Source organism: Vibrio tubiashii, from assembly GCF_028551255.1.
Taxonomy (GTDB): domain Bacteria; phylum Pseudomonadota; class Gammaproteobacteria; order Enterobacterales; family Vibrionaceae; genus Vibrio; species Vibrio tubiashii_B.
In genome coordinates, this window is sequence record NZ_CP117030.1 from 1,619,980 (window position 1) to 1,636,299 (window position 16,320).

Here is a 16,320-nt window from a genome sequence, read left to right on the forward strand (position 1 = left end):
ACTTACCAGTCAATCTTAAAATAACCATCGAAATATCGCATACCAATGTCAGCTTATAAAAAGATTAAATCACTAAATTAACACAGCGTGTGATAGGTCACTTTTTGCGTCATATCGACGTAAACAGGTGGTTGTAAGTAATTACTCACTGTTATGCTTTCAAAGGTTAAGATTAGCCTTTAGCCGATTTCGATAATAACAACTCATAGAAGCATTTGGCGGCTGGACCGGTTTTGGCTCCCTTAGGAAGCGTAATATGCAGCGGGACTTGATACCTTTCATTGTGCTCGACTTTAAGCACCTTAAGCTGACCAGTGTTTCTTAACTTAATGATGTGCTCTGGTAAACGGCAAAAACCGACGCCTTGCTCCACCGCTCGAAATGCATGATCAAAATTATCAACGGTTATCCGCTGATTCGCTTTTAGCCAACCGACATTTTGCTCTTTGTTCTCAACCTGAGTAGCCCCCAGATCGCGAATGACAACTTGGCAATGAGTGGCAAAATCCGCCATACAAACCTGACTTTGACTTGCTAGTGGGTGCTTACTTGAGACAACGGGCAACATACTCGTCATCGAAAAAGCTTGAGCCGGGTAATTGGTCACCGGCAAAGTAATAATCGCAATATCAGCTTGCTCGGTGGTCACCATTTCGGCCGTTTTAGATAAAGATGTCTCTACTACTTGAATCGAGGTAATACTGTTTCGACTAAGATACTCTGCCATCGGTTGATAGAGCAGGCTTGGGTCGCAAAGGTGATCCATCGCGACTGTAATCTGTGACTCGACACCCGCTGAGATTTGTTGGCTTAAGTCTTCCAGATCTCTTGCCTGTTCAAGCATACTGCTCGCCCTTCTAAGCAATGAACGGCCATGCTCTGTGACTGTGGCACGTCTTCCCTTAACCTCCACCAGCTTAACGCCCAGTTGGTCTTCAAGCTTTTTGATCGAGTAAATCAGAGTTGTATGGCTTTTGTTTAAAGCCGAAGCCGCGGCTTGAATACTGCCTGCCTGATCCACTTCTTTCAGCGTAACCCATTGCTCAAGGGTACTTTTCAGCCTCATCGCATTACCTGTCAGTTTTTTAGACATTTATACACAATATTATGAACTTTTCTGTTCAATTTATATAGACAACAATATCTCCATCGAACAGCAACACGCGTTCACAACAGACAGCAATCGGAGAAACTAAGATGAAATTACTACAAGTCGATTTTGAATATCATGGTCCTATGGGCGAAGAGATGTCTAAAGCATTGGTTGGTCTAGCGGAGTCAATTAATCAAGAGCCCGGCATGATCTGGAAAATCTGGACGGAAAAAGAATCTGAAAAGCTAGGTGGTGGTATCTACCTTTTCCAAGATGAGGTCAGCGCACAAAATTACCTAGACATGCATGCTGCGAGACTGAAAGAAATGGGCGTAGCAGAAGTACGTGGCGTTATTTTTGACATCAATCAGCCACTGACTGAAATCAATCGTGGGCCAGTTGGCCTGTAAGGAACCACTATGACGAACAGACTGTTTTTAACCTTACACGGCAGCATCTACACTGTGTTTGCATTCGCACTGTTTTTTCTGCCAGCCATAATGTGGCCAATGTATGGCGTTGAGATTAACGATAAGTACGCTTACTTCCTGTCACAGCACACAAGTATCTTTCTCGGAGGCGTAGCGGCAGTAAGCCTGTTTCTAAGATCAATAGAGCACAAAGAGACAATGCAACAGCTACTCAAAGCGCTGCTTGTCACCAACCTTCTCGGTGTCGCAATAACTGGCTATGCTGGATTTATAGGGATCTTTGTCGGCTTCGGTTGGAGCGATCCGGCCTTCTTCGCTCTGTTGTCACTATTAAGCTATTGGCAGCTGAGAGCCCAAAAGAATTGAAAACAGTGGCACTTTGGGCATGGTCTAAAAGCTACGCCCAAAGTTGTCCTATTTCGTCACGATAAACTTACTGTAAGTGCTAACTTTACCGTTGATGTATTCGATTCCGCAGTGAATGTTTTCTAGGTTACTGCCAACGATTTGATACTCAACAATAAACTCACCACTTATGACTTTTATAAACAAGAAGCCTTCCATCACTTTCCACAAGCCCTGAAGTGATTTGTCACTGAAGAGATCTTTCTCCGACAAAGTACCGTTTGGGTTGAGCCTGATCTGTGAGGCAAAGCCATCAACATTTACTTTTACCCAAGTCTGTTGATGGACTTCATAACTTAGAATTTTACGGCGCTGTTTCACCCACTCTTTTAGCTCTTGTTCTTGGGTAGGAGTTAAGCTTGGTAGATCTTCCATCTCCAGTAGAGTGTGGTGTTTTTCGTACCAAAACAGTTGTAAGTGAAGCAGTTTCATTCTTGTATGCAGCTTATAGATAGGAAAGTCAGCGCAACTGTGCTCCAACTCAGACTTGAAGTCAAATCTTATGCATTCGATTGAAAATGTGCAGCGCAATACGGGGGGCTTGCACTGCACTATCCCATAAAAGGGGATGAAAGGCGCTCTGATTAAGCGCCGGAGCATGATGCCCTTGTGCTAGGCACCTTTATTCAATGCTAAGCTGCAAATAGCTTTGGCAAGTCAGCATGATCACAAGCTTGATTTAATCGACGCTGAGCAGTGAGAATATTCTGTTTCCAATTATCATCCTGAGCCCACATTTCAATGACCAAAGGGACGACGCATTCTGTCTTCTTGAGGGTATCGAATATCGAGTTGAAATCGACCTCGCCTTCGCCGATAACCAAATCGCGAAATTGCCCTTTATAATCTGAAGTCACTCGATAGGTGTCCTTAAGGTGAATTTGAGTGATGTGTGGTTTACTCAATTTCAGCTCAGCTACGATATCATAGTTCCAACCAGAGATGTTGCCAACGTCAGGGTAAGCCGTAAAATAAGGAGAATCGACCTCTCGGCTTAATACCTCAAATTTACTCAATGAATTCAGGTAGTCGGTATCCATGATCTCGACAGCAAGCATGACACCGGCTCTTTCAGCTAGCTTCGCTGACTGCTTCATTCCTTGAATAAACCGCTGGTGAGTCGTTTGATTGGCTGGCTCATAATAGACATCATAGCCTGCTAGCTGAATCGTACGCACGCCTAGTTTGTATGCCAATGAGATCGCTTTCTCCATATGCAGTAAGGCTTGCTCGCGAGTGTCAGGATCAGCTGAGCCGAACGGGTATTTGCGATGAGCGCTTAAACACATCGATTGAAGAGGAACCCCATAACGTTCGCACTGGTGACGCAGAGCATAAATGGTTTCATCATCCCAATCTAAGCGGCTGCGACGTTCGTCAGATTCATCCACAGAGATCTCTAAAAAATCGAATCCTAGCTCTTTGGTCGTTTTAAGCTTTTCTTCCCAACTTAGCTCGTTAGGTAGGGCCTTTTCATACAAACCGACTCGGTGGCGTTGAAGATTTTGATACATAGACGACTCCTAATTCCAGAAGCGGTCAATTTGGGCACGAAGTGCTTCAGCGGTTTGCTTACCCTGCTCACCCGCTAGAGCTCGACCCGCAATAAAAGTTTTGGCCTTGATACCCTCAAATAGGTAAAGGTCTTCAGGCACGATACCGCCGGTGATAGATAACTCTAGACCGAGTTCAGACAAGGCACGCATTTTTTCCAAATCTTGTTCGGTCCAGCCAACTCCTGCCAACTCTGCGTCACGAGAGCGGTGATAAATAGCTTGTGAGACACCTAAATCAACCCAAGCTTGAGCGTCTGCCATTGTCCAGTTACCGTAGATCTCAATCTGAATTTCGCCCTTGTGCTGATCCGCGACTTTCTTGCACGCTTCTATAGTTGCAATATGTGCGGCAGCGGAAACAGTAATCCAATCAGCTCCCGCCTCGAAGGCCATTTTGGCTAGAATGGCTCCGCCGTCTGTCGTTTTCATATCGCACACTAAAATATGATCAGGGTGATTAGCACGCAGAGTCGAAACCGCATTCATGCCCTCAGCAAATGCGAGGATAGTGCCCACTTCAATCACATCAACAAAGCTTTCAACATTGTTCGCCACTTCAATGGCTGCAGGTAAATTAGTTTGGTCTAGGGCGATTTGAATCATTGGTTTTGTCATTATCGTTATCCTTTAATTTTTTCACGTATTAGACGGGCCAAGCCATCTTGATTGTTATCTGTCGAGCACACGAGTTTGGCGTGTGACTTTACGGTGTCGTCGGCATTGCGCATTGCGACACCTAAATTGGCGTATTGAAGCATTGAGATATCATTGTGATTGTCGCCAACTGCGATCACATGATTTGCGTGGTAACCAAGTTCAGAGACATATTCAGCAAGACGGAGGCCCTTGCTGTTTCCTTTTGCGGCAAAGTCAATTCGGTTTGACCAAGAGCGCTCGCCGTTGAACTGTCGCTCAACCCAAGGGTGTTCCAACAATCTCTCCACAGAGCTTGGGCACCCCTCAACAACGAACTTCCATACATGCTCTGTCTGTTTTGCTGTTTCACTGAATGAGTCAACCTTGTATATCTTCGGACGGTGGGCTTTTGGTGCAGTTTTAGCCCAGCTTTCCAAAGCTTGCATGTAAGTTATCGGGTTGTAGTTGGAGTAAGTCATGGCGTCAGAAATATACATCACCATCTTGACTTGAAACTCACGCGCCAACTCAATAAATATCTGCACATCTTCCTTATCAATAGAGTTCTGCTTTAGAACCTTCTCATTGGCATAGTCATAGACGTACGTGCCGTTACAGCAGATGATTGGAGTGTCTAGTTCAAGCTCGTAGTAATAAGGCCTAGCAGCAGTATGATGACGCCCTGTTACCATGACGACTTTGCAATGTTGCTTGGCTTCTTTAATCGCGCGTTTAACTTCAGGATGGATCGTGTGTTCATCTGTCAGCACTGTTCCATCTAAATCTAATGCTAATACCTTGTACATGGGCTCTTCCTCCAACAAAGATTAACGCTGGCCGTAGTAAGCATTTTCACCGTGTTTACGCAGGTAGTGTTTGTCAGAGAGCTCTGGCTGAATTTTAATGCCACTATTCAGCGAGCGAGTTGCCAGCGCCATTGCCGAAATCTCTTCCAGTACTACGGCATTGTGAACCGCATCATTCGAGTTCTTGCCCCAAGAAAATGGCGCATGCCCTGCCACAATCACGCTAGGAACTGCCATAGGCTTAATGCCGCGTTGCTTGAACTCTTCAATGATGACGAGCCCAGTATTTTTCTCATACGCCCCTGAAATTTCATCGTGAGACAACTTACGGGTACAGGGAATATCTCCGTAAAAGTAGTCGGCATGAGTCGTACCGAGTGCAGGAATATCAATCCCAGCCTGCGCCCAGATAGTGGCACTACGTGAGTGAGTGTGCACTACGCCACCAACCTCTGGAAACGCTTTATAGATTTCAATATGCGTCGCTGTATCACTCGAAGGATTTAGTTTCCCTTCAATAATTTGGCCTTCTAAATCCACGATAACCATGTCGTCTGCGGTCATGGCATCGTACTCAACACCGGAAGGTTTGATTGCCAATACACCAAGTTCGCGATCTATTTCCGAAACATTTCCCCAGGTGAATGTCACTAAGCCGTATTTTGGCAGCTTGAGATTGGCTTCGAAGACACGTTGTTTTAGTGCGCTATACATAGTTTCTCCTTACGCCATTTCTGCTAGTGCTTCATCAATAACGTCAAACACATCAGTCTTAGTGCGGCAGCGGCGCAACTTGTTAAGATCAACGCCCGTTTCACTATCTTCGTCATCAAGTACGGTGGTCACTTCCATTAAGCCTTCCATATGCTCATCAGAAGAGCTGCCAGCTAACGTAATCAGTACATCAACAGGCTCATCTTCACCTTCGAAGAACACTGGCTCTTCAAGAGTAACGAGCGCAAAAGCCGTTCGAATTACGCCATCTTCTGGACGAGCGTGTGGCAGTGCTAAGTTAGGTGCAATGCAGATGTAAGGACCAAGTTTTTCTACACTATTGATGATCGCCTCATGGTAGCTTGGCAAAATCGCACCGGATGCGGTCAGCATGTCTGTACCAATGGTGATAGCTTCACGCCAATTAGAAGCAGAAGCTTGTAGTTTGATTGAGTTGTTGTCGATCAGTGATTGCTTAAAACCCATTGTTCTATCTCCAGTAACGTGCCAGCCATAACTGGCACTTAGTTATTGTTATTGGTTGTTTTATATAGAGGTTACTTTGCTCCAGCGAAGTTCTTATCGATGATGTCTAATAACTCATCACCAAAAGAGTTCGGATTGAGCATGTTCTGTACACCCAAGACAAACTTTCCTTCGCCTGGCTCCATTTCAGCAGATAAGTGTTTCGATGAGACGATGATGTCAGTCGACGCAAGCTTAGACTTGTAGTCAGATACCGCACATGAGTCCATGACATGAGGGATACCTTTTTTCTCTAGGTATTTACCAATCTTCATCTTCATCATCATTGAAGAACCTTGCCCATTACCACATACCGCTAAGATGCTTACTGGGCGAACACCGTCACTCGCTTTGATTGCTTGCTCTACCGCTTCAATCACTTCAGGTTCTTCTGTAACAGAAACAACGCCTTGCGCATCTTCTTCTGCTCGAAGCTGTTTGGACGCAAAGAACATGTATACCAGAGACAGTGCGACCAATACCCAGAAGAAGGCTTTTGACATTGAGATACCGGCAAAGATAGGTGGGAATACTAGAGCCCAGTCTGCCATACCCATCCAACCACTGAATTCCACACCATGATTGCTAATCAGCTGAATAGCCCAAGCAGAGCCAACCACTTCGATAATGCCCATCACGAAACAGATCTTCATAACCGCTTTCCAGCCACCAAAGTGGTTAGCGAACACACCAATTGTTGCGTTCGAGAAGAACATTGGAATGAAACCAGGAATGATCATGATTGGAGAGTCAGCAAGTAGCAGCGCGCCAACAGCAAGGAATTGACCAATAGCACCCCACATGAAGCCAAATACCATAGCGTTAGGAGAAAACGCGTAGATCGCAGCACAGTCGATTGCCAATACTGCATTTGGAATCACGCGTTCAGAAATGCCCTTAAACGCTTCGGACAGTTCAGCAACGAACATGCGAACACCAGCAACGATAACTTGAATCGCTACAGCAAACTTTAAGCCTGTTTCTAGGATGTAGATTGTCCAGTGCGTTTTACCCGCCATTGTTTGTAGGTTATCTAGGCCAAACGACAGCAAGATAATGCCAAAGAAAACCGTCATAACGATCGCTGTTGCAGCGATACTGTCATGGAAGATATGCAGCCATTTAGGCAGTTCGATATGGTCTACACTATCGTTCTTATCGCCAAGTTTTGGTGCAACCTTAGTCGCGATCCAAGAAGCAACCTGCTGTTGGTGACCGATAGAGAAACCAGCACCACCCGTTACTTCCTCAGTAGGCTTGAACATGATATTGGAAGAGATACCCCAATACAGCGCCATTAACACTGCTGAATATAGGATGGTCTCCCACATTGAAGCGCCAAGGATGAAGTAGAAAACAGCAACCAAACCTGCCTGTTGGAACATGATATGCCCAGTCAGCATAATGGTGCGAATGCCAGTGAAGCGGCGGAAAAGGACGAGGAGAATGTTAATGCCTAACGCTAGCAGTACTGCATAGCCAACCCAGGAATACATATCTCCCATGTTTTCCATCGTCGCCATCATGGTTGTATATGGGTCAATAACGGATCCCGTCAATCCATGATATTCCGACAACTTTTCAATGACGGGTTTAAACCCCTTAACCAATGTGCCCGCACCAACTTGGACTAGCATAAAGCCAACAATCGTTTTGATTGAGCCTTTGATTATCGTCGTAGGATCGCGTCTCAGCAGCCAATAGCCAATAAAAGTAACGAGACCAAGCAGCAAGGGGGCTTTGGTCATTACTTGGCTGTAAAATATATAGAAGATGTCGTATAAGAACTCCATATCTTTACCCCTAATAGTATTTGTAATTTTATTTGGTTCGTAGGACAGAACGTTTTCAACTTAATGTGTGAAATACGCTCTCTTTTGCTCACGAATTAAACTTTAACAATCAAAAGTAATCATTCAATGCTCATTTGTGATTATTTTGATTTTTATCAATTTTGCCCTCATTCAATGGCTGTTTTTGGGTCACCGATCACACCAAAAACCACTAAACACATAAAAATCAGTAACTTATAATTATTTGTGATTTATAAGATATTTTTGTTTCATGGTTATTTGACAATCAAACTGATGATTATTAGAATCAAAACAAATCACAAGCAATCACCAAGTAATCACAACACTTGAAAAGGTGATAAGAATGAACGAAGTACAAAGACACGACGGTATCTTGTCGTTATTAGAAGAAAATCGGACGATCAACGTCTCGCATATCATCAACAGCTTTAATGTTTCTCCTGCGACAGCTCGTCGCGACATTTCAAAGCTCGATGAGTTGGGCAAATTACGTAAAATTCGTAACGGTGCTGAGCGTATTGAGAGCCAAAAGAAAAAGTGGTCACCACTAAACATCAACAGTACTGAGCACTATGAAGAGAAGTCTCTTATAGCCTTACGTGCCGCTGAGTTGTGCGACTCGGGCGATAGCGTGGTCATCAACTGTGGTTCAACCGCATTTTTACTGGGCCAAAAGCTGTGTGGCCAAGATGTACAGATTGTCACCAACTACTTTCCATTGGCGAGCTATCTAATCAATGAAGATCATGACGATGTGATCATTATTGGTGGCCAATACAATAAAGCGCAAAACATCTTTCTTAACCCTGCTCCTGATTCGTTGGGTGGGTACGCGGGTAACTGGATGTTTACTTCTGGCAAAGGCTTAACTGAAGCGGGGCTTTATAAAGCAGACATGCTTACTGCAGTAGCTGAGCAACAGATGCTTGAGCAAATCGATAAGTTAGTCGTAGTCGTGGATAGCTCGAAAGTGGGCCAAAGAACAGGAATGGTTTTCTGCCCAGCGAGCAAGATTGATATCGTTATAACCGGTAAAGATGCCAACCCTGACGTTGTCAAAGCCATTGAAGCTCAAGGCACACAAGTCATTCTGGTTTAACGCCGCCAAATAGATAATTAACACAACAAATTGCTCAGTGTCTTAATCTCGCATTAAGACGCTTAGCTCCCTACATCCCAAATAAATCAAATATCGTGAAATTAAAGGTACTGTTATGAGCAAAGTGAATGAAATAACCCGTGATTCTTGGATCTTAAGCACTTTCCCTGAGTGGGGTACATGGCTAAATGAAGAGATCGAAAATACTGTTGTAGAACCAAATACATTCTCTATGTGGTGGCTAGGGTGTACAGGGATCTGGCTTAAGAGCGAAGGCAATACCAATATTTCGATCGACTTCTGGTGTGGTACAGGTAAGAAAACGCAAAAGAATGCGTTCATGAAAAACCAACATCAAATGATGCGTATGGGCGGTGTAGAAGCCCTTCAACCAAACTTGCGTACAGCGATTTTCCCACTCGACCCATTTGCGATCAAAGAAATCGATGCTGTACTTGCCTCTCATGATCACGCCGATCATATCGACGTTAACGTTGCTGCAGCTGTGCTACAAAACTGCCCTGAGCACGTTAAGTTCATCGGCCCACAAGCTTGTGTCGACCTATGGATGGGCTGGGGCGTTCCAGAAGAGCGTTGTGTGGTAGCAAAAGTTGGTGATGTATTAGAAGTGGGTGACATGAAGATCCGCGTTCTCGACTCATTTGACCGCACAGCACTAGTAACACTTCCAGAAGGCACATCGTCATACGATAAAGAGATCTTGGATGGAATGGACAAACGTGCCGTCAACTACTTAATCGAAACAACGGGTGGTTCTGTTTATCATTCTGGTGACTCACACTACTCAAACTACTACGCATCACATGGTAACGAGTACCAAATTGATGTTGCATTGTTGTCTTACGGCGAAAACCCTCGTGGTGTTACTGATAAAATGACTTCATCGGATATCCTTAGAGCCGCTGAGTCTCTTGACTGTGAAGTTGTCATGCCGTTCCACCACGACATCTGGGCTAACTTCCAAAATGATCCTCGTGAGATTGAAGTACTATGGAACATGAAAAAAGATCGTCTCCAATACAACTTTGCTCCGTTCTTCTGGCAGGTTGGCGGTAAGTACACTTACCCAACTGACAAAGGGCGCATGCATTATCAACACTTCCGTGGTTTCAAAGACATCTTTAAAAATGAACCAGAACTGCCTTATAAGGCGTTCCTATAACCTTATCCATGCCTGCCAAGCCGAGTGTTTATCCACTCGGCTTTTTTGATAATCGGACCTAATACTCACCTAACACTCACCTCGCCTTTTGTTGCCAACCTGCGTAGAATACGCGCTCTTTTACCATTCACGAGCAACTATAGGCAGTCAGTTTGCACACAGTAGAACAACTTAAAAGCGGAGAGCTTGCAGGCATTCAGCGTCTTCAACTTTCTGAACAATTAACCGAGTTACCACAAGAGATCTTAGCCTTAGCTGATACGCTGGAAATTCTCGATGTTTCGAACAACCTTTTAAGTGAACTGCCAGAATGGCTCACTGAATTAAAGCAACTTAAAATAGTGTTTGCTTCCAATAACCGTTTCACACGCCTTCCACTTGTTCTCGGACGTTGTGAAAAGCTAGAAATGGTTGGGTTCAAAAGCAACCAGATCGTTCGTGTCGCCGAAGAGTCATTACCAGAGCAACTACGTTGGTTAATTTTGACCGATAACCAAATAGCTAAGTTGCCAGAATCTTTGGGCTACCGCCCGCGCCTGCAGAAATTAGCCTTGGCGGGTAACAAACTGGCATCACTACCCAACAGCTTTAGCCAGTTGCTCAACTTGGAGTTAGTGCGCCTATCAGCAAATCAACTTGAGTGCTTCCCTAGCGTACTACTTGAACTTCCTAAACTGGCGTGGATGGCTTTTGCAGGCAACCCTTTCTGTGAAAGAACCGACCTTGAAGAGAGTGTTCCACAAGTTGCTTCAAGTGCTTACAAGCTTAATCATGTTTTAGGGCAAGGGGCATCTGGAGTGATCTCTCACGCGGATTGGATTGATGCCAATTTCGACTTCCCAACCAATGTTGCGGTAAAAGTGTTTAAAGGGGATGTAACCAGTGATGGCTATCCTTGCGATGAGCTGCAAGCTTGCCTGCAAACAGGTCACCACAACAACCTTGTGAAATCTATCGCTCAAGTAAACGAGGATAATCACCTTGCCTTGGTGATGGAGTTAATCCCAGATAGCTACTTCAATCTTGGTCTACCACCAACATTACAAACCTGTACACGAGATGTTTTTAAGCAAGACTTCACCCTTTCGGTCAGTCAGATTGAAAAGATTGTTGACCAGATGATGGATGTGTTTAATCACCTACACGATAACAAGGTATGTCATGGTGACCTCTACGCGCACAATGTGTTGATCAATGAACAAGGTGAGATGATATTTGGCGATTTTGGCGCCGCATCAGTCTACGACTACTTAACCGAAACCCAACAACGCGGTATTAGAAAGATTGAAGCCCGCGCTTTGGGGCACTTTATTGATGATCTACTCTCGGTGTGTAAGCCGATTGAAACGCAAACTGCGGCCTACAAAAGCTTAAAGAACCTCGCCCTAATCACTGGCTAAACTACTTTACAAAGAGCGCTAGTATTCCATGTTTATTAGCGCTCTATATCACGGTCAATTTCTTGCTGAAGCGCTTCAAGTTGCTCAAGTACGGCGAGAAACTTCTCCCCAAAATCCGTCACCTGATATTCCACCCTTGGCGGCAACTCGTTGTAAACCACTTTATCTAGAATACCGAACTCGACATTACGCTTTAGACATTGGTTTAGCACCTTAGTCGACAGCCCTTCAACACTACGTACCATCTCTCCAGGACGATTGATGCCTGCAGCAAGCAATTGATAAACCGTTAGTGACCATTTGCAGCCATAGATGGTTTCGACCATCCGTGCACTGCTTTGAGGAGCGACTTTCCTCGGAAATTTTTTTTCTTTGTTATTCATAAAGATGTACCAATAAGTACCTACCCCACCAGTTAGTACTTACTATCTAACTCCTTGGTATATGGATAGTATAAGTACCAACAAAATAGCCAAAACGATAAGAAACTGGAATATTCTTATCTAAATAAACCCATTACTTGATACCGATAACACTGCCTTAAATTGAACAAGTAACGGGAAGGAGAAAAGTATGCTCAATATGAATTTTGCTGAGCGAGTCGTGATTGATACTCAGTCTATGCCTTGGATCGCCAGCCCTGCCCAAGGTGTTTGGCGTAAACCACTCGAACGTGAGGAAGCAGAATCAGGTCATACGACAAGTATTGTGCGCTATGAAGCAGGTTCTCAGTTTAAAACCCACCCTCACCCAATGGGTGAAGAGATCTTTGTATTAGAGGGGGTGTTCTCCGATGAAAATGGCGATTACCCAGCAGGAACTTATTTACGTAATCCTCCGGGCAGTAGCCACGCTCCATTTAGCGACAAAGGCTGCGTTATCTTAGTCAAGCTAAATCAATTTGATGCACGCGATAGTGCGACAGTACGAGTCAATACAAACACACAGCAATGGCTTGCGGGGATTGGTGGGCTTGAAGTGATGCCCCTGCATGACTTTGAGCATGAGCATGTTGCCTTAGTTAAATGGCCAGCCGGAGAAAGGTTTCAACCACATAAGCATTTTGGTGGCGAAGAAATCCTTGTTCTCAGTGGCAAATTCTCCGATGAACACGGGCAATATCCACAAGGTTGCTGGATACGCAGCCCGCATATGAGTGAGCACTTTCCTTATGTCGAACAAGAAACCGTGATCCTAGTGAAGACAGGCCATTTGCCACTAGTCGTTTAACTCAATGTAAGGGCATCGGCTTAACGAATGCCCTTGTTAAAAAGCGATCATCGACCACCCGCTATATCGATAAAAGAGCCTGTCACGAACGACGCCTCGTCAGACAGTAGCCAAGCAATAGAGTTCGCCACTTCTAATGCCGTTCCTCCACGGCCTAGTGGAAGTTGTGGCCCAAGCCTATCTACTCGTCCTGGCTCACCCCCATCGGCGTGCATTTCTGTGTAAATACAGCCTGGTCTGACACCATTGACACGTATATTACGTGACGCAAGCTCAAGTGACAGTCCTTTGGTTAACGAGTCCATCGCGCCTTTAGAGGCTGCGTAGTCTACATATTCAAATGGCGCTCCTGTTCTTGATGCGGCAGAAGAGACGTTAACGATAGAGCCATTACTATCAAGCTGATTGATAAACGCCTTACAGCACAAAAAGCAGCTTATGACATTGGCGTCCATTACCTTCTTGAATCGTTCTAGGTCAATATCACTCAAGGTTGATTGAGTAAACAGAATACCTGCATTGTTCACCAAATGAGTGACTGTGCCATAGCGCTGGGTAACTTGGGCAAACATAGCTTCAACTTGCGCTTGGTCTGAAACATCAGCCTGAATCGCGAATGCCTCTCCACCTGTAGAAACAATCTGCTCTACCACTTCATCAGCACGCTGGTGGTTTTTAAGATAATTGACCGCAACAGCATAGCCTTGGTTGGCAAGAAGTTTTGCGGTTTCAGCGCCAATTCCCCTACCCGCTCCCGTTACAATAACCACTTTATCCATTTGATTTCCTTTACTCTTCAATTCCAATTGAGGTGACTTTACAGTGTAAAATCCGTTGGTTCTTGCATCTTCTCTACGCCAGCCATTAACCTCTCTACCAACAAACTCAGCGCCTTAGGTTGATAGCGCCTTTGCTTATAAACCAAGTAGGCTTGTCTAACACTGCGTTGATACTGAGGCAATACCCTAACTAAGTTCATCCCTTTATGCACATGTCTGAAAGGCAACGATGCCACGCCCAAACCTTTCTCTACCGCGCCACATACAGCCAAAATATCATTCACGATCAGCTTAGGTTTCACGCTCATCACATCAACCAGATGCTCTTGCTCATACACGGAAATATCTAAAGCATGATCAACGCTGACCCAGTCAAGCTGACTCAAAGAGGCAAGATCGTTAACCTCCCCCACTTTGGTTAAGTACTCAGGACTGGCAAAAAAGGCATGGCGAGCTTTAAATAAAGGTCTGGCGATCATGTCATTCATCTCTGCCAAATCGAAGGTGATCAACAAATCTCGGTCAGTCTGCGGTACTGCTTGCTCTTGGCTAAGCACCAAGTCGAGCGATACTTTGGGATAATCAACCAAAAACTGCTCGACCACCTCCCCCACAAAGGCTCGATAAAAGTTGTGTGGAATAGCGAGCTTTATCTTACCCGATACTTCTTGTGTATCAGAAAGCATTTGTCCGAAGCCAGATTCGACCGATTCCATGCCACTCCTAAGCAACTCAAAGGCTTCTGAGCCACTTTGTGTTGCAACTAGCTCTCTGCCCTTCTTTTCCAATAATCGCGTATTGAGGCGCTGTTCAAGCGCAGATAAGCGGCGTGACATGGTCGAAACAGGAAGCTGAAGCTTTTTAGAAGCCGACAGCAAAGACCCTTCTTCCACCACACTACAAAACAAATAGAGATCATCCATGTTTCCAAATATGGAATTCATACTTCTATACCTGCTTATTTTTTTCACTATTGGATAGTTATATCCTTAAATACATCAGAACAACAACAAGAAGAGGAGAATTTATGAGCCGCAAACATTTTTGGATTTCCGCCCTGCTTTCGTCTTTGACCATGGCCATCATTATGTCGGGATTAATTTCTGGCTATAAATTGGGTTTTAGTCACGAGTGGCCAGCAATTTGGCTAGATAGCTTTCTTCTGGCATGGCCAGCAGCGCTAACACTTAACCTGACTGTCTTACCGCAAATTAGAAAGTTGTCTAACTGGTTAGCAGGTGCGAGCGCTGTCTCGCAAGCTTAAAGCGTTAAAAAACAAAAAGGGGACCTCATGTCCCCTTGTCATATTTGTTGGTGCCACTATGGCGTGATAATACCTTGCAATTCTTGCTCTCGTTGAGCCGTTATCCAGTTGAGGCATTGCTCTTTTAACTGTGGCTCGACTGACGCGATAAAGCGACATGTCGCATCGCGATGTTTAATCCACTGTCTTTGCACTTCTCTTACATCATCAGCTTGTGGTTTTGGCATCGCATAGTCTTCAGATGGCAATTTAAGCGCACTCATTAACTTTTTATAGGTTGCATTTAACTGGCTATCTGTTTCACTGAGTGAAGTGGAAACTGTCTCTATATCACCCTGAATAGCTTTATCTAGCGTTGAAAGGTAAAGATCCTTCTGCGATTGAATCGAGTCTATTATCCAAGCAGTACGCCCCGTACCACCATGCATTTCTTCTTGCTGCGCTTTGAGCGTGACATAATCTTCCATCTCTTTATAGGCGAGATTCAACAGAGCTAGGCTCTCCTCAGGCAGTTTTTCAGTTAATGCGGAAAGCTCACTTTGGCGACGTTTCTCCTGCTCTACGGCATCCCTATCAGCGCAATACCCTGCCCCCGCGCCACTGGTCACGTAATGACAAAGGTTAAAAGGCACCGCTTGATCATTTTTCCAATGCTTATAGTAATCGGTCACCGCAAATGAGAGCTCTGCTGGCACATCACCACCACGCGTGATCAACCAAAACACAAGTTCTGGATCGGGTTTACCAAACTTACTTCCCTCTGTTGAAGCTTGTTCAGCTAACTCCCATACATCGTAGAAGGGCCAATCTCCGTCTTCATCTTCTACCTGATAAGTTTTAAAGAACGCATCAGGGTCACGCTCGGGGACTTCGGCGGCATAGGTCAGTACTTGCACCTTTTCTTGTTCATCATAGAGGGTCAAGCTAGGATTTTTCTGTTTGGCTTGATAGTAAGTCTCTAGAGCGCTTTTAGGGTCAGACATTCTAATGCTGCCTGCGCGGAAAAAGACCTTATCTAGATAGTATTTTAGTGCCTCTTGATGACCATGCGCCGCAGCTTGCTGCAAATGGTAGACACTCTGTTCATCCGTTAAAGTGTATTGGTAAGCAAGTCTAAAGTGCGCTTCAGCATTGCCCTGCTCAGCCGCCTGAGTAAACAAAGTCTGCGCTTTTTTTGTATCGCCTGCTTCGTAGAGCTGCTGCGCTTTCGTCACGAGATCCAGCTCAGTAGAAGCAGTTGAAAACGCCAAACTACAACCCAGTACAATCGGAATAAATTTATTCATCATTGGTCCTTCAATAACAGAGTGAGCAGAATGAATGCTCTTTCGAGTTTGGTATCAGCCCTATTTTTAACACGCGAAAACAAAAAAAGGGATCGAATC

At 44.8% G+C, this 16,320-nt stretch carries 19 protein-coding genes; 7 read left to right on the top strand and 12 right to left on the bottom strand.

What is annotated here, in order from left to right; translation table 11 throughout:
- Window positions 1-172: 172 nt before the first annotated feature.
- Window positions 173-1,066: a LysR family transcriptional regulator gene (locus LYZ37_RS22795; protein ID WP_272788407.1), complete on the bottom strand. Its 894-nt coding sequence runs from the start codon at window positions 1,064-1,066 to the stop codon at window positions 173-175.
- 131 nt (window positions 1,067-1,197) lie between these two features.
- Between LYZ37_RS22795 and LYZ37_RS22800 the strand changes: the two genes are divergently transcribed.
- Complete coding sequence (locus LYZ37_RS22800) at window positions 1,198-1,503, top strand: monooxygenase (protein ID WP_272787756.1); 306 nt, start codon at window positions 1,198-1,200, stop codon at window positions 1,501-1,503.
- Window positions 1,504-1,512: 9 nt separating this feature from the next.
- Window positions 1,513-1,890, top strand: a complete 378-nt coding sequence (locus LYZ37_RS22805; protein WP_272787757.1) for a hypothetical protein — start codon at window positions 1,513-1,515, stop codon at window positions 1,888-1,890.
- Window positions 1,891-1,938: 48 nt separating this feature from the next.
- Here LYZ37_RS22805 and LYZ37_RS22810 read toward each other — a convergent pair whose 3' ends face one another.
- The 7 genes from LYZ37_RS22810 to LYZ37_RS22840 all read right to left on the bottom strand — a co-directional run bounded on the left by LYZ37_RS22810 (window position 1,939) and on the right by LYZ37_RS22840 (window position 7,959).
- Window positions 1,939-2,361 carry a hypothetical protein gene (locus LYZ37_RS22810; RefSeq protein ID WP_004746289.1) on the bottom strand — a complete coding sequence of 141 codons (423 nt, stop codon included), beginning with the start codon at window positions 2,359-2,361 and terminating at the stop codon, window positions 1,939-1,941.
- Between the two features lie 200 nt (window positions 2,362-2,561).
- Window positions 2,562-3,443, bottom strand: a complete 882-nt coding sequence (locus LYZ37_RS22815; RefSeq protein WP_272787758.1) for an L-ribulose-5-phosphate 3-epimerase — start codon at window positions 3,441-3,443, stop codon at window positions 2,562-2,564.
- A 9-nt stretch (window positions 3,444-3,452) separates the two neighbouring features.
- Complete coding sequence (locus tag LYZ37_RS22820; RefSeq protein WP_004749371.1) at window positions 3,453-4,100, bottom strand: 3-keto-L-gulonate-6-phosphate decarboxylase UlaD; 648 nt, start codon at window positions 4,098-4,100, stop codon at window positions 3,453-3,455.
- A gap of 5 nt (window positions 4,101-4,105) precedes the next feature.
- The gene (locus tag LYZ37_RS22825; protein WP_272787759.1) at window positions 4,106-4,927 is read right to left on the bottom strand and encodes a Cof-type HAD-IIB family hydrolase; all 822 of its coding nucleotides are present in this window, start codon (window positions 4,925-4,927) and stop codon (window positions 4,106-4,108) included.
- A gap of 21 nt (window positions 4,928-4,948) precedes the next feature.
- Window positions 4,949-5,641 (bottom strand): L-ribulose-5-phosphate 4-epimerase, encoded by a 693-nt coding sequence (locus LYZ37_RS22830; protein WP_272787760.1) that lies wholly within the window; start codon window positions 5,639-5,641, stop codon window positions 4,949-4,951.
- Between the two features lie 9 nt (window positions 5,642-5,650).
- Window positions 5,651-6,127: a PTS sugar transporter subunit IIA gene (locus LYZ37_RS22835; protein WP_272787761.1), complete on the bottom strand. Its 477-nt coding sequence runs from the start codon at window positions 6,125-6,127 to the stop codon at window positions 5,651-5,653.
- 71 nt (window positions 6,128-6,198) lie between these two features.
- The gene (locus tag LYZ37_RS22840) at window positions 6,199-7,959 is read right to left on the bottom strand and encodes a PTS ascorbate-specific subunit IIBC (protein WP_272787762.1); all 1,761 of its coding nucleotides are present in this window, start codon (window positions 7,957-7,959) and stop codon (window positions 6,199-6,201) included.
- Window positions 7,960-8,323: 364 nt separating this feature from the next.
- Here LYZ37_RS22840 and ulaR point away from each other — a divergent pair, with 364 nt between their 5' ends.
- The 3 genes from ulaR (at window position 8,324) to LYZ37_RS22855 (ending at window position 11,662) form a co-directional block, all read left to right on the top strand.
- Window positions 8,324-9,079, top strand: a complete 756-nt coding sequence (gene ulaR, locus LYZ37_RS22845) for an HTH-type transcriptional regulator UlaR (RefSeq protein WP_171320350.1) — start codon at window positions 8,324-8,326, stop codon at window positions 9,077-9,079.
- A gap of 115 nt (window positions 9,080-9,194) precedes the next feature.
- The gene (ulaG, locus tag LYZ37_RS22850) at window positions 9,195-10,262 is read left to right on the top strand and encodes an L-ascorbate 6-phosphate lactonase (protein ID WP_272787763.1); all 1,068 of its coding nucleotides are present in this window, start codon (window positions 9,195-9,197) and stop codon (window positions 10,260-10,262) included.
- A gap of 152 nt (window positions 10,263-10,414) precedes the next feature.
- The gene (locus LYZ37_RS22855) at window positions 10,415-11,662 is read left to right on the top strand and encodes a leucine-rich repeat-containing protein kinase family protein (protein ID WP_272787764.1); all 1,248 of its coding nucleotides are present in this window, start codon (window positions 10,415-10,417) and stop codon (window positions 11,660-11,662) included.
- 35 nt (window positions 11,663-11,697) lie between these two features.
- On the opposite strand, the gene LYZ37_RS22860 is transcribed toward LYZ37_RS22855, so the two are convergent.
- Complete coding sequence (locus LYZ37_RS22860; protein WP_171320353.1) at window positions 11,698-12,045, bottom strand: winged helix-turn-helix transcriptional regulator; 348 nt, start codon at window positions 12,043-12,045, stop codon at window positions 11,698-11,700.
- Window positions 12,046-12,235: 190 nt separating this feature from the next.
- Between LYZ37_RS22860 and LYZ37_RS22865 the strand changes: the two genes are divergently transcribed.
- Window positions 12,236-12,892: a cupin domain-containing protein gene (locus LYZ37_RS22865; RefSeq protein ID WP_171320354.1), complete on the top strand. Its 657-nt coding sequence runs from the start codon at window positions 12,236-12,238 to the stop codon at window positions 12,890-12,892.
- Between the two features lie 47 nt (window positions 12,893-12,939).
- Here LYZ37_RS22865 and LYZ37_RS22870 read toward each other — a convergent pair whose 3' ends face one another.
- Window positions 12,940-13,671: a glucose 1-dehydrogenase gene (locus LYZ37_RS22870; protein WP_272787765.1), complete on the bottom strand. Its 732-nt coding sequence runs from the start codon at window positions 13,669-13,671 to the stop codon at window positions 12,940-12,942.
- A 38-nt stretch (window positions 13,672-13,709) separates the two neighbouring features.
- A complete protein-coding gene (locus LYZ37_RS22875; RefSeq protein WP_038197474.1) occupies window positions 13,710-14,615 on the bottom strand; it encodes a LysR family transcriptional regulator in 906 nt (301 codons plus the stop codon).
- 83 nt (window positions 14,616-14,698) lie between these two features.
- Here LYZ37_RS22875 and LYZ37_RS22880 point away from each other — a divergent pair, with 83 nt between their 5' ends.
- Window positions 14,699-14,935 (top strand): DUF2798 domain-containing protein, encoded by a 237-nt coding sequence (locus tag LYZ37_RS22880; protein ID WP_272787766.1) that lies wholly within the window; start codon window positions 14,699-14,701, stop codon window positions 14,933-14,935.
- A gap of 56 nt (window positions 14,936-14,991) precedes the next feature.
- On the opposite strand, the gene LYZ37_RS22885 is transcribed toward LYZ37_RS22880, so the two are convergent.
- Window positions 14,992-16,221: a lysozyme inhibitor LprI family protein gene (locus LYZ37_RS22885; RefSeq protein ID WP_272787767.1), complete on the bottom strand. Its 1,230-nt coding sequence runs from the start codon at window positions 16,219-16,221 to the stop codon at window positions 14,992-14,994.
- Between the last annotated feature and the right edge of the window lie 99 nt (window positions 16,222-16,320).